The sequence below is a fragment of the Bacillus sp. FSL K6-6540 genome (genome assembly GCF_038007545.1).
In genome coordinates, this window is the sequence record NZ_JBBOXH010000002.1 from 83,397 (window position 1) to 96,876 (window position 13,480).

Genomic DNA, 13,480 nt, shown 5'->3' on the forward strand with positions numbered 1-13,480 from the left:
GCACTGCGGCCCTATTTGCTGGTTGAGTCGCTATTTCTTCTTTTTCCGTTTCTGTTTCGGAGCATTCTGGAAGCCGCGTTTTTTCTTTTTTTCTTCGGCTTAGTGAACCACTCCCCTTTTTCCTCAGACGGAGCTGGAGAAACAGGTGTATTGGTGCTTTGAACACGTTTTCTGGCAGGCTTTCCGCGTTTTCTGCTCCGGCCGCTGTCCAATTCTCTCGGACGCCGCGGAGTGCCCTTCATGCCGACAATTTCAAAGTCGATATTGCGCTCATCTTTATTGACATCGACAACCTTGACTGTGATTTCATCCCCGATGCGGAAGACGTTGCCTGTCCGCTCGCCGATCATTGCGAAATGCTGTTCGTCAAAGCGGTAGTAGTCATCTGTCATAAAGCTGACGTGGACGAGTCCTTCAATTGTATTCGGCGTACTCGACGAACATTCCGAAGTTTGTCACAGAGCTGATCATGCCGTCAAACTCTTCACCGATTTTATCAAGCATGTATTCCGCTTTTTTCAGATCATCCGTCTCACGCTCGGCGTCAACTGCACGGCGCTCCATTGATGATGTATGTTCGGCGATATCCGGCAGGCGTTCAGCCCACTTTTCCTGAGTCGCTTCATCGACTTTGCCGTTGATCAAATACGTTCGGATCAGGCGGTGAACGATTAAGTCCGGATAACGGCGGATCGGCGATGTGAAATGCGTATAGAATTCCGTTGACAGACCGAAGTGCCCCAAGCTTTGCGGGTCGTATTTCGCCTGTTTCATCGAACGGAGCATAACAGTAGATATAACCGTTTCCTCTGGTCTGTCACGCACAGCGTCCAGAATGCTTTGCGCGCGCGCGGATGAATATTCCCCGCCGTTCCTTTCACCACATAGCCAAATGTCGTCACAAATTCTAAAAACTTTTGCAGCTTTTCAGCATTCGGCTCTTCGTGAATCCGGTATATAAACGGGACGTTCATCCAATGGAAATGCTCTGCCACTGTTTCGTTTGCTACAAGCATAAATTCTTCAATCAGCTTCTCGGCGACAGAGCGTTCTCTGATCACAACGTCTTTAACCGCTCCTTCGTCATCAACAAGCACCTTTGCTTCTTTGAAATCAAAGTCAACGGCGCCGCGGTCCATCCGCTTATCGCGAAGAATTTGAGCCAGGCGCTCCATGTCTTTGAACATCGGAACAAGAGGCTCGTATTTTTGCTTCAGCTCTTCATCATCGTCAACAAGAATTTTATTCACATCTGAATATGTCATTCTTTCCGTTGTTTTGATGACACTTTGGAAGATCTCGTGCTCTGTCACCTGTCCCTGACTGTTAATTGTCATTTCACAAGAAAGCGTCAGGCGGTCAACCTTTGGATTTAAGGAGCAGATGCCGTTTGACAATCTGTGCGGAATCATCGGGATGACACGGTCAACCAGATACACACTTGTCCCTCTTTCAAGCGCTTCTTTGTCAATCGGTGAGTTTTCGGTTACGTAATGGCTGACATCAGCTATGTGAACGCCAAGCTTGTAGCTTCCATCATCAAGCTTCGTCACGGTAACTGCATCATCCAAATCCTTCGCATCCGCACCATCAATGGTGACAATCACCTGGTCACGGAGATCACGGCGGTCTTTCAGATCTTTTTCATCGATAGTGTCAGGCGTACTTGATGCCTGTTCCATCACTTCAGCTGGAAATTCACCCGGCAGGCCATGCTTATGAATGACCGATAAAATATCAATGCCCGGGTCGTTTTTGTGGCCGAGAATGGTTTCAATCTCACCCTCAGCGTTCATGCGGCCTTCAGGATAGCTCGTCAGCTTGACAACAACCTTATGCCCTTCCGCAGCTCCGTTTTTCCCATTTTTCGGAATGAAGATGTCACTCGTGATTTTTTTGTCATCCGGAATGACAAAGCCGAAGTTTCTCGTTTCTGTATACGTGCCGACAACCCGCTGAATCGCTCTTTCTAAAATCCGTATGACGGTTCCTTCCTGCCTGGAGCCGCTTGACTGTGAATTCAGACGAACCATGACGATATCGCCGTTCATTGCCGTATTCAGCTCATTAGGCGGAATAAACACATCACTTAACGACGTATCCTCAGGCAGCAAAAAGGCGAATCCTTTCGCATGCGCTGAAATCTTTCCTTTTATTAAATTCATCTTCTCCGGAATGCCGTAACGGTCGCTTCTCGTCCGTACGATAAGCCCTTTTTCTTCCAAGGCGACTAACGCTTTGACGAGCTCTTTAAACTCCTCGGCTTCCGTAATATTTAACATCTCCTCAAGTTCCTGAACGGTCAGAGGTTTGTACGCCTCTTCCTTCATAAACGAGAGAAGCTTTTCCATAAATGCTTCTTTTTCCATTATCCGACCTCCTGTTGATTACCAATCGAGCTTCTCTAAAAATTCATACACATCCTGATGGACGAGGTCACGTTCTTTGTCGAGTGTAATGACATGCCCTGATTCCTCGTACCATTTCAGCTGTTTATCATCAGTTTCCACTTCGTTGTAAATAATATTGGCGCTTTCGGTATTAATCATGTGGTCATGACGGGCCTGCACCACAAATGTCGGTGAATAAATCATATCGACATTATTCCGCACATCAGCAATTAAGTCTTGCAGCGCCTTGAGGGTATTCATCGGCGTTTTTTCGAATTCCTTCATTTCCTCTTCAATTTGCTCCGGGCTTTTCCCCTCAAACTTTTTGTAATTGCGAGCGTATGAAAGAACGCCCTGATACATGACCTCTTCACTCTTAATATGCATCGGTGCGCACATTGGGACAATTCCCTTTATGGGTACAGTGTAACCCAATTTCAGCGAAAAAACCCCGCCAAGCGACAGTCCGCAGGCAGCAATGCTCTCATAGCCTTCAGATTTTAAGTATTCATAGCCATCCATTACGTTTTTCCACCAGTCTTCGGGCCCCGTATGTACAAGTTCTTCAGGCGGGACGCCATGTCCTTCATATTGAGGCGCGTGGCACGTATAGCCGCGTTCATTCAAATATCGTCCCAGCATCCTTACATCCGCTGTATTTCCTGTAAAGCCATGCAGCAAAAGCACCGCTTTGTCTCCGCCTTTAAATGTAAATGGTTTTGGTGTCACAACTTTCATGCTCATGTCTCCCTTTCTATCTGCACGATCATTATAGTTTTCCACAGTTTAATCAGAAAAAAACGTTTTGAATATCAGCCAGAAACGTGAAAAAGGCCTGACTTCACATCAGACCTTATACAAACATTGCCCTATAGGATATAAGCAAGCGCAATCGTTAACACGAAAAACAAGACTGCCAGCACTACCGTAATGCGGTGCAAAATTAAATCAAGACCTCTTGCTTTTTGTTTCCCGAAGAGCTGCTCCGCTCCGCCTGAAATCGCACCAGATAATCCGGCGCTTTTACTGGATTGAAGCAAAACGACAATAATAAGTGCAATGCTGACGATAACCAACAAGGTAATCAAAACTGCGTGCATCCCATACACCTCCAGACTCACTGGCTACATTACTTCTATTTTACATGAAAAGGGTTGGCATGTCACGCTGTATCAGACGCCAAAAGGCCGGATAAGACGTTTTATCTTGGTTACCCTATTCATATGAAAAGGTCAAAGGAGAAAAGCGATGCCGCTTATCAGCATAGACAGCAGGAAACATCTTTTTTATGAAGAATATGGACAGGGAATCCCTATCATTTTTATCCACCCGCCGGGCATGGGACGCAAGGTTTTTTATTATCAGCGCCTTCTATCCAAGCATTTCAGGGTGATTTTTCCCGATTTAAGCGGCCACGGTGATAGTGATCACATCGATCAGCCAGCGTCTATTTCCTATTACGCAAACGAGATCGCGCAATTCATGGACGCTTTGCACATTGATAAAGCTGTGTTATTCGGGTATTCTGCCGGAGGCTTAATCGCGCAGCATATCGGCTTCATCCACCCGGACAAAGTGTCACACCTTATTCTGTCCGGCGCCTACCCAGCTGTTCATAACGTAATCGGCCAGAAGCTGCACAAACTGGGAATGTATCTGCTTGAAAAAAACCCCGGTTTGCTCATGAAAATCCTCGCTGGCAGCCACACAAAAGACAGACAGCTTCGCAGCATATTAACAGACCATATGAAAAAAGCAGACCAGGCCCATTGGCATCAGTATTATCTGGATTCGCTTGGCTACAACTGCATTAAACAGCTACCCCGCCTAGACATGCCAATGCTGTTTATGTATGGAGGCCTGCGGGACTGGACCTTTACAAACGCAGGCTATTACCGAAGATCGTGCAGACATGCCGAATTTTTCAGATTGGAATATCAGGGACATCAATTGCCGACAAAACAATGGAAAACGTGCAATGAGCTGGTGACAGGGTTTGTGCTGACACATCATTCATAGGAATAGAAAACGCTTGGCTTCCTAGCGTTTTTTGTACTTTATTGACTTTTGTCAATAAAATCATAGTAAAAAAGATCCTCAAATTTCAAATTAAAATAGTGAAGCATTTTACCGATCACAAGCTGCCCCGGCCGTCTTTCTCCATTCAGCACGCGGCTCAGTGTGGCGGGTGAGACTCCGATTTCCAGCGCAAGCTGATTAAGGGAATAATCGTTATTAACCATATACTGCAAGACATAATCACGTCTAATCTGTATCTTTTCTACTGGCACTTTCCTCACCTTCCATTCCTGAAAAACTTTTTTCTATACTTTTACATTACGGCTTATGTTAACTTTTGTCAATACATTTCCAGTCTACCTATTCCCTTTAGTCAATAAACATACTAAAATATGAGTAACAGTGAGGGACGGGGTGAGATATATGGAAAGCTTTGGCGAACAATTACGGGCATTGCGTGAAGAGAGAAAGTTAACAGTCAACCAGCTGGCGACTTATTCAGGCGTAAGCGCGGCCGGCATCTCCAGAATCGAAAACGGAAAACGGGGCGTTCCCAAACCTGCCACCATCAAAAAACTGGCAGAGGCCTTAAAAATTCCTTATGAGGGGCTTATGTACAAGGCTGGTTACATCGAAGAAGTGCATGAAGCCAAGGCTCCTTATGAAACGAAGTGCAAGCTGCTCGAAAAAGCGGAGGCCTATGACCTGAAAAACCTTGCGCTTCTTGAGAACGAAAAATGGCAATATCTCAATAAAGAAGATTTGCTCATGCTCGATCATTATTTTTCGTTTATTTCAGACGAAGCCAAAAAACGGTCTGCTGATGACTGACTCTTGATAGAAATGTGAGGCGATAGACCATGTCACCGTTCGGACAGCAATTACGGGAGCTGCGCCGCGCCCGCAAACTGACAGTGAATCAGCTTGCGGTGTACTCAGGCATCAGCTCTGCCACCATTTCAAAAATTGAAAACGGCAAACGCGGGACGCCAAAACCCGCCACGATTAAAAAACTGGCAGCCGTCCTGAAAGTGCCGTACGAAAACCTAATGGCCGCCGCAGGCCATATTCAGGCCTTTCCTGAAGAAATCCGCGAAGCATCTGAAAGCTATCAATCCGTTTATGAAATTTACCAGACGGCTGTCACTCGCGGAGCGGAGCACCTCCCGATTTTCAATAGTCAAAAATGGGAACATCTCTCAAAGCAGGATATTGAAAATCTCAGCAAATACTTCGATTTTTTGTCTTCAGAAGCAAAAAAACGGGCCTCTTCCTCATAATCCCCTGTTTCTCTTTCTATATTTTATCAATCACGCTTGCATACCCTCCCTCGTTATTTGCGTTATAATAGTGACAGACGAGGTGAAAAGTATGAACCAATCAGAAATGTGTCCTAGATTTGAAAAAGCAGTCGACATCTTAAGTAAACGCTGGGTCGCTTTAATCGTATTTCAGCTCTTGAACGGATCGCAGCGATTTAGCGAAATTGAAGCAGCACTTCCAAATCTAAGCGGCAGAGTTCTGTCAGAACGGCTGAAAGAACTTGAGCTTGAAGGAGTAGTGAAGCGGGATGTCATCCCTGAAACTCCGGTTCGCATCGAATATTCATTGACTGATAAAGGAAAGGCACTAGCACCCATTTTAGGTGAGATTTCTAAATGGGCGACTGAATGGATTGACCCTTCCTTTCTTGACTAATTGCTAAAACGGTTCTGATCTCATAGACGAGAAAAGAACCGTTTTTTATTTTTTTCCCAGGTGAAAAAACGATTTCTCAGCCGATATATAGTACATCCACACATTACGTTTTTAAAGGAGACCACTATATGCGACTGACGATTTCCCGCAAATTCAGCCTGGTATTTTTGACACTGATCCTGATCAATTTACTTGTAGGCGGAATAGGCGTTCTTAATATGCAGCATATCATTCAAAAAACAGATGAAATCAACACAAAATGGATTGACGGCATCAAAGGAATCACTTCAATTAATTATGTAACCGAGCACCTGTCTTCTAAAGAAAAGGACTTTCTGATTTATACAGACAAAAGCAAAATGGATACACTTGATCAAGAAATGAATCAAATCATGGAAGACATTAACCAAAAGCTCGATAACTACGAAAAAACGATCTCCACTGATAAAGAGCAGAAACTGTTCGAGCAGCTTCAAACTGAAGTGAATACCTATATGGATATTCATGCGCAAATTATCGAAAGCGGCCGCACGAATGACATGGACAAAGCAAGAGGTTTATTGGTTCAGACTGAGGCCAGCTTTGAGGATATGAAAAAAACAATCACTCAGCTTGTTGACTTAAATCAAGAAGGCAGCAACACAGCGGTAAAAGAAACGAAGGCCGTCTATCATAAAGGGCTCATTTACACTGCTTTGCTTGTGGCAGCATCGATCCTCATCAGCATTTTCATCTGGCTTTATATCACGCGAAACATTGTAAAGCCTATCATTCGCATGAAGGAATCTGCCAATCATATTGCCGAAGGCGATCTGTCGAACGATATGGAGCCGCTCAACTCAAAAGACGAGCTGGGTGATCTGAATGAAGCGCTGCAAAAAATGGTAGGGAATCTGAGAGATATTGTCGGATATTCTAAAGACATATCAAGCCGGGTTCTTTCTTCTTCACAGGTGCTTGCAACCGCAACGAATGAAACAAGTTCCGGCAGCAAACATATTACCGAGACGATGAACGAAATGGCTGAGGGCTCTGAACAGCAGGCCCAAGACGCCGTGACGATTGCCGAATCGATGAATGAGTTCACTGAAAGCATTGATAAAGCCTATAATCACGGCATCACCATCAGCGATACGTCGCAAAACGTTCTCGAACTCGCGGTAAGCGGAAACGAAAATATGGCTACGTCATTACAGCAAATGAAAACCATCCATCATATTGTTGAAGAAGCCGTGCATAAAGTGAGATCACTTGAACAGCATTCTCAGGATATCAACAAGCTCGTTCAGGTCATCAACGGGATTGCCGAGCAGACGAATTTGCTGTCCCTTAACGCCGCGATTGAAGCTGCCCGCGCAGGAGAAAGCGGCAAAGGCTTCGCCGTTGTGGCAGAGGAGGTCAGAAAGCTGGCTGACGGCGTTTCTGATTCCGTGCAGGATATTACCCGGATTGTAGGCGGGACACAGCAGGAGATCCACACTGTCATTACGTACTTGGAAAGCAGCTTTACAGAAGTCGAAAAAGGAACGGAAAACCTGACAGACACCGGACAGGCTATGCGGCATATCAAGCAATCCGTCACTCATGTTGCAGACAGCATTAAGGAAGTAACGGATGGCCTGAAGCAGTTAACAAACCAATCGATTACTATCAATCAATCGATTGAAAATATCGCTTCTGTATCCGAAGAGTCGGCCGCCGGCATTGAAGAAACATTTTCAATAACCGAGCAATCCGCCCATTCGATGGATCAAGTGCTTCAAAATGCTGAAGAGCTTGAGCAGCTGGCGAAGGAGCTTAATGAGAAGATGGGGCAGTTTACGATTTAAAAATAACCCACGTCCAGATAGGGCGTGGGTTTAATGATTTCTATATAAGGGTATTTTCACTCGCACTTCTCCGCCACCCTCTATAGTGTTTCCAAGAGTAAGTTCTCCATTATGAAGATTCACAGCATTTTTTGCGAAGGTCAACCCCATTCCATAATGACCTTTAGACTGACGGGCCTTGTCATCCATGTAAAAAAGTTCTGTTGCTTTTTTTAGCCCGATTTCCGAAAATCCATTTCCTGTGTCTTTTACAAAAAAATAAAAAGTATCAGAATCGCATTCAGCATGCACCGAGACAGTACCATCCTCCGGTGTATAATCAACTGCATTTGTTAAAATATTCAATAATGCCCTATGTAACAGTTGCCAGTCTATTTCCGCCTCTTTCTTGAGATTTTCTTTTTTAAATGAAATATTTATTTTTTTATTTCCTTTATAGGCGGATATATCTTTCTGTAGAGTTTCTGTCAGCTTATCTACAAAAGCTTTCTCCAAATGAATAGTTAAGGAATCCTCCGTTCTCGAGAGATGAATCAGCTGAGAAATATATTGTTCAATTTGATTTCCTGCTCCAAGAATATATTTTGTATATTCAGCTTGTTCTTCGTTTTGAATAGACAAGCTGAGTAATTCAGCATTTCCCTTAATAATGGTAATCGGGATCTTGATATCATGTGCTAAAGCACCAATTTGCTCTTTCTTATTTTTTTCTAATCGCCACTGAGCTTCGAGTGATGACCGAAGAGCATCTCTCATTTCAATTAAGGAATCAATTACATCATCAAATTCCTTAATATGTGTAAATTCGGGAGTAAACTGCAAATTTTGCTCTTTTATATATCGAGTAATTACGTTCAGTGTCTCAAAATGTTTTCTTAATCTATTAGCAAAGTAAGTTGTTATAATAGAAATGACTACAATGAGTAAGACTATCAAAATACAAATACTCGTTAATTCATAATTAGGAAGGTATTTTCTTAATAAAGGTGAGCTAAAATCTGCCCGTAATGAATATTGCAAAATACAATACTCTTCATTTCTATCTATAACCAAATATCCTTTCTGTTTATAATTGACATACGGTTTTTTTTCAATCTTCTTTTTAACCAGTTGCAGATCTTTTTCTTTAATGGTTCCAGCTGTTTTTTGTTTTGTTTCTTTATCAAGGATGGCATATGACATTGTATCTGGAATCATATCAGCAGTGACTTTATCTGTATTTTCCAGCTTTGGCGCAAGTTTTTCTGCTTCCCGTTCATTATAATTCGCGGGATGTGAGAAACCCGTATTCATTGCGATTGTATTTATAAATAAATATAGCAGAGCCAGTACAACTAAACTTATACATAACGTGACCATATACTTTATCAGTTCTCTAAGAAGTGTTTTCTGGCCCTTAAAACCTATTCCCATTTGTACCCAACACCCCATACCGTTTTGATAGGGTCTGTATTATGCTCTTTACATTTTTTTCGAATCGTTCTGATAAATTCAGTAATTGTTGAATACAAAGCATTCCCCTCTAATCCATATATCTCCTCGTAAATTTGTTCTCTTGAAAAAGTTCTCCCTTTATGTTGAGCTAAAAATTCACAGATTTTATATTCATTTTTTGTTAGGTTAAGTTTGTGGTTATTGATAAATACTTCTTTACTATCAAAATGAAATAAAAAACCCGAGATGACTCTTTTCGATTGATGTTTATCTCTCCGTTCCCTTCTTAAGTGAGCATTAACTCTAGCACTAAGCTCTCTAACACCAAATGGCTTTGTAATATAATCATCTCCGCCGGTAATAAGACCTTTTACTATCGCTTCCTCTTCTGTTTTAGCCGTGAGGAATAAAATTGGACAATCAACCAAAGGACGTATCTGTTTACATAGCTCAAAACCATCAATATCTGGCATCATAACATCCAGCAAAATTAAATCATATCCTTGAAATACGTCAGGCGGCTGTCCTTTAACACGATCTAAAATGTCAACTTGATGCTGGTCACGGCGCAAAATATTTTGTATCAGTACAAGAATATCTTTTTCATCATCGACAGCAAGGATTTTGGCCATTTCCTGTCCCCCTCATACTATTCAAACGTTTTTCTGCCTTCCCATTTACTAAACCATATTAGACTGGCAATGATTATACATATTATACCAAAAATCATAACCAATACCCCTGAATTTATTTCATGCATTAATAAAGGATTATCCCCTTTTTCTTTAAAGTGGAGTACCCCATTTAAACCTGACAATCTAATACCCCAAGCCCAAGGGTTATATTTCCATATAGCATCTCCTAATCCAGTATTCATTAGAGCGGTCATAAGCAGGCCAGCTCCGCCTATCAGGACAGAAGCACCCATTCCAAACATACAGCTGATAAAAAAGTAAATACAATATAGGGCTACACTACCCGCAACTAGCCAGGCACCACCTGTTATAAAAATATCGTAAGACAAATCCGGCACATGTAAAATAAATTTTAATCCTATTATATAAATGAAAAGCGCTATACCAATAGAGCAAAGTTCCATGAAAAGCAGCATTAACATTTTGCTGGCATAAGCAATGACTTTTGGAGACGTACTCCCTAGTAACACTTGAAATTTCCCTGCCTGTTCTTCTAAGGATGCAGTCATTCCGCATAACACCCCTATAAGCAGCGGCAATGCAACTGCAATAGCTTCCATAAAAGACTTATACAAGTGAAATTGACTCTGATCTCTCTCATAAAAATACAGAATCAATACAGTTGAAAAAGCTATAGGAATAATTAAATGGAGCCACATAAAGGAGGTGTGTTTGCTTTTCTGGAAATCAGCTTTTAAACACCTCAAAAGTAATCTCACCTTATATCGCCCCCTGCTTTTTTGTTCTGTAATCGATTGAAGGGGCAAACGAACGGCTAGTCAAAAACGCTATTATTAAAAATAATAGAATAGAAATCAATATAGCAGGAGGGACGACCATCCAACTCAACAAAGGATCATTTTTTTCAAGCAACAGACCGTTAGGATGAATACCTATTGTGGGACACATCATTCGAATTGGCCAGCTCCAAGGAATAAACCACCAAAAGGAACGAGATGCCGGCATTATACCTAGAACAAGGGTTCCTATAAGATTTAACATTACCGCTATTGTAAGCCCCCACTTTTTTGCCACAAATAAACAAAGTGGAATTTGCCAAAGGCTTGTTACCCAAAGCAATAAACTTGCGGCAATTGTAGAAAGCGTAACAATAGCAAAATCAGCTATAACAAACCCCATTAGTAACATAAACACTAAAAATACAATTTGAGATAATAGCGAATAAATCATAATAATTACAATCTTAGAGTACCATAATCTTCCTAAATCAATAGGCAATGAATACGTACCATTATAATTAGAGGCCTTTTTTTCTTTTTGATGAGATAAAGAACAAAATAAAGCTATCATCACCGGCATAAATATAATAGACCACCAGTTAAAAGTACCGGGAACAAAAAATTGAATGTTCATCAAAAAAGAAAAACCTATATTAAGCAGCGGCACTAAGATAATCATTTTTCTAGAAAAGGTCCTTTTAAACTTCAGGTTTTCGGCCTTCATATAATTCATCATCTTTTTACACCCTCTTTTTCACGGCTTGCCTTTACAACTTCCATAAACAAATGCTCTAAATCATCAGTCTTGTTTATTTCCCCCTGGTACCCAAGATGACCGCCGATGATAATCCCAATATGATCTGCTATTTGCTCGACTTCTGAAAGTATATGACTAGATAAAATCACGGTTATTCCTTCCTGAGGAAAAGAGCGAATAAGATCTCTGAGCTCCTGAATGCCGATTGGATCTAGCCCATTCGTAGGCTCATCAAGAATTAATAATTTAGGGTGATTTAATAAAGCAATAGCAATTCCCAGCCGCTGCCTCATCCCCATCGAAAACTGCCCTGCTCTTTTCTTTCCAGCATGCTGCATATCTACTGTCTTTAGCACGCTGTTTATGCGATCCTCAGATAGGCCCAGCAACGTTGCATGTACTTTTACATTTTCAAATGCTGTTAAATTATCGTAAAGGGGTGGAGCTTCTATTAAAGATCCGATATTTTGCAAATCAGAACGTTTCCATTTATGTCCGTCGAAGAAAACCTCACCAGAAGTTTTCCGTAAAATTCCTGTTAAAATTTTAAGTGTCGTCGATTTTCCAGCTCCATTTGGTCCAAGCAGACCGTAAATGCTGTTTTTTTGAACAGTTAATGAAACATCTGAAACAGCTGTTTCTTTGCCAAACTTTTTTGTAAGACTTTTGGTTTCTAATAGGACTGTACTCATGTCACACTCTCCCTTATCCCTTTTCATTCTTAATCAAAACCGCTCGATAATACTCGCGATTAAACTCCACAATGATTTCATCTTTGGCATCAGTATCCTCGTTCGCACTGTAAACCTTCCCATAGCGTAGAGGTTTTTTCTCTCTGGTTTCATCCGGATCATTAGAGATATACGGTTCTTTCAGTTCTTCTTCAGACCATCTCTTTCCCTCACTATCTACAAAGAAGGTTTGACCTATTGCCCCTATTACTTTTCCTTTTTTGTCTTCATCAACTTTATCTTTCATCTGATAAAGTTTTTCGTTATAGACCACTTGATCGAGCTTTCCCTTATCAATCAAGCTCTCCATTGTTTCAGATGTTTCGTTGTTATCCTCAGTAAAATGCACTGTTTTTTTTGTTTCTTCAACAGTTTTATCTTTAAACTTCGTTAATGCTTGACAAGCAGATAACATAAATAAAACAATAAAACAGCCTGAAATGTTTACACATCTTTTCAAAAACACGTACATCACCTCAATCTTATGAATTTTCCCCAATAGATGTTAAAGATAAAATGAATTCTTCCTCTGCGCGGTATCTATGTGGGATGTTGATCATTCTAGAATACTTTTATCAAAATTTAATCAAAATACTTTTTCTAACTGGAAACTTAAAGCATTTGGGCTTCTGGCAACACGATAAACTTGTCTAAATAAAAAAGCGTGATCAGGTCACACTGTTTACTCCAGATAGATCTATCTCATATTGATCTATCCATTAAAATATGAATTTCTGAGGAATTTCCTTAAATTGTCTGTACATGATAAAAAGACTGACTTGGGTATGTATTAGAGTGTTGTTTAAATCGACTTATCCATCATCCCCCTTGTTACTTTTTTCCACATGAAAAACGGGTGTGAAATTTAAACTCATTCACACCCGTTACTTTTTACATCATTTTTAGGCCCTAACTCTATGAAAATAGTATGTATAACGCTCAGGAATGCAAGGAGTCAGAGCAAAGTGATTCAATGGTTTTACTTATTTAGAGATTTTGCAGTTACAAGTTATTGTTTGAAGGAAGCAAGTTTGCAATACACCAGTTACACACCCAGGTGTACAAAGTGATTCACTTTTCCATTGAGGAGTGATTTTAGAGTCTTGTTTAGAGACTTTTACTACATCCAAATCGAAATCATCGAACTTTGACATATTGGTCACCTCCTTTCAATACCTATATAGTAA

15 protein-coding genes and 1 pseudogene are annotated in these 13,480 nt (G+C 41.2%); 5 read left to right on the top strand and 11 right to left on the bottom strand.

Going from position 1 to position 13,480, the window contains the following annotated elements; all coding sequences use genetic code 11:
- Nucleotides 1–30: 30 nt before the first annotated feature.
- From rnr to secG, 3 genes and pseudogenes are all read right to left on the bottom strand, one after another.
- Nucleotides 31–2,369: pseudogene (rnr, locus tag MHH82_RS32885) on the bottom strand (ribonuclease R).
- 18 nt (nucleotides 2,370–2,387) lie between these two features.
- A complete protein-coding gene (locus MHH82_RS32890; protein ID WP_003242610.1) occupies nucleotides 2,388–3,128 on the bottom strand; it encodes an alpha/beta hydrolase in 741 nt (246 codons plus the stop codon).
- A gap of 131 nt (nucleotides 3,129–3,259) precedes the next feature.
- Entirely contained in the window at nucleotides 3,260–3,490 is a 231-nt protein-coding gene (secG, locus tag MHH82_RS32895; protein WP_003220028.1) for a preprotein translocase subunit SecG, read from the bottom strand.
- A 148-nt stretch (nucleotides 3,491–3,638) separates the two neighbouring features.
- On the opposite strand from secG, the gene MHH82_RS32900 reads away from it, so the two are divergent.
- Entirely contained in the window at nucleotides 3,639–4,409 is a 771-nt protein-coding gene (locus tag MHH82_RS32900) for an alpha/beta fold hydrolase (protein ID WP_041850535.1), read from the top strand.
- 38 nt (nucleotides 4,410–4,447) lie between these two features.
- Here MHH82_RS32900 and MHH82_RS32905 read toward each other — a convergent pair whose 3' ends face one another.
- On the bottom strand, nucleotides 4,448–4,681 hold the full coding sequence (locus MHH82_RS32905; protein WP_003220031.1) for a helix-turn-helix domain-containing protein: 234 nt from the start codon (nucleotides 4,679–4,681) through the stop codon (nucleotides 4,448–4,450).
- A 151-nt stretch (nucleotides 4,682–4,832) separates the two neighbouring features.
- On the opposite strand from MHH82_RS32905, the gene rghR reads away from it, so the two are divergent.
- The 4 genes from rghR (at nucleotide 4,833) to MHH82_RS32925 (ending at nucleotide 7,936) form a co-directional block, all read left to right on the top strand.
- On the top strand, nucleotides 4,833–5,240 hold the full coding sequence (rghR, locus tag MHH82_RS32910) for a transcriptional repressor RghR (protein ID WP_014665397.1): 408 nt from the start codon (nucleotides 4,833–4,835) through the stop codon (nucleotides 5,238–5,240).
- Between the two features lie 29 nt (nucleotides 5,241–5,269).
- Nucleotides 5,270–5,689, top strand: a complete 420-nt coding sequence (locus MHH82_RS32915) for a helix-turn-helix domain-containing protein (RefSeq protein WP_014480905.1) — start codon at nucleotides 5,270–5,272, stop codon at nucleotides 5,687–5,689.
- 91 nt (nucleotides 5,690–5,780) lie between these two features.
- Nucleotides 5,781–6,107, top strand: a complete 327-nt coding sequence (catR, locus tag MHH82_RS32920) for a catDE operon transcriptional regulator CatR (protein ID WP_003242888.1) — start codon at nucleotides 5,781–5,783, stop codon at nucleotides 6,105–6,107.
- A gap of 128 nt (nucleotides 6,108–6,235) precedes the next feature.
- The gene (locus tag MHH82_RS32925) at nucleotides 6,236–7,936 is read left to right on the top strand and encodes a methyl-accepting chemotaxis protein (protein ID WP_072173501.1); all 1,701 of its coding nucleotides are present in this window, start codon (nucleotides 6,236–6,238) and stop codon (nucleotides 7,934–7,936) included.
- Nucleotides 7,937–7,966: 30 nt separating this feature from the next.
- Here the strand turns inward: MHH82_RS32925 and MHH82_RS32930 are convergent, their stop codons facing one another.
- From MHH82_RS32930 to MHH82_RS32960, 7 genes are all read right to left on the bottom strand, one after another.
- Nucleotides 7,967–9,349 (bottom strand): HAMP domain-containing histidine kinase, encoded by a 1,383-nt coding sequence (locus MHH82_RS32930; protein ID WP_032726857.1) that lies wholly within the window; start codon nucleotides 9,347–9,349, stop codon nucleotides 7,967–7,969.
- A complete protein-coding gene (locus tag MHH82_RS32935) occupies nucleotides 9,340–10,002 on the bottom strand; it encodes a response regulator transcription factor (RefSeq protein WP_032726858.1) in 663 nt (220 codons plus the stop codon). The genes MHH82_RS32930 and MHH82_RS32935 overlap by 10 nt, the downstream gene beginning before the upstream one ends.
- A gap of 17 nt (nucleotides 10,003–10,019) precedes the next feature.
- Nucleotides 10,020–10,784 (bottom strand): lantibiotic immunity ABC transporter MutG family permease subunit, encoded by a 765-nt coding sequence (locus MHH82_RS32940; protein WP_041850532.1) that lies wholly within the window; start codon nucleotides 10,782–10,784, stop codon nucleotides 10,020–10,022.
- Nucleotide 10,785: 1 nt separating this feature from the next.
- Entirely contained in the window at nucleotides 10,786–11,541 is a 756-nt protein-coding gene (locus MHH82_RS32945) for a lantibiotic immunity ABC transporter MutE/EpiE family permease subunit (protein WP_032726860.1), read from the bottom strand.
- Entirely contained in the window at nucleotides 11,538–12,254 is a 717-nt protein-coding gene (locus tag MHH82_RS32950) for a lantibiotic protection ABC transporter ATP-binding protein (RefSeq protein WP_038829373.1), read from the bottom strand. The genes MHH82_RS32945 and MHH82_RS32950 overlap by 4 nt, the downstream gene beginning before the upstream one ends.
- 13 nt (nucleotides 12,255–12,267) lie before the next feature.
- Complete coding sequence (locus MHH82_RS32955) at nucleotides 12,268–12,759, bottom strand: NisI/SpaI family lantibiotic immunity lipoprotein (protein ID WP_032727099.1); 492 nt, start codon at nucleotides 12,757–12,759, stop codon at nucleotides 12,268–12,270.
- 517 nt (nucleotides 12,760–13,276) lie between these two features.
- Nucleotides 13,277–13,447: a gallidermin/nisin family lantibiotic gene (locus MHH82_RS32960; protein WP_032726862.1), complete on the bottom strand. Its 171-nt coding sequence runs from the start codon at nucleotides 13,445–13,447 to the stop codon at nucleotides 13,277–13,279.
- Nucleotides 13,448–13,480: the final 33 nt, after the last annotated feature.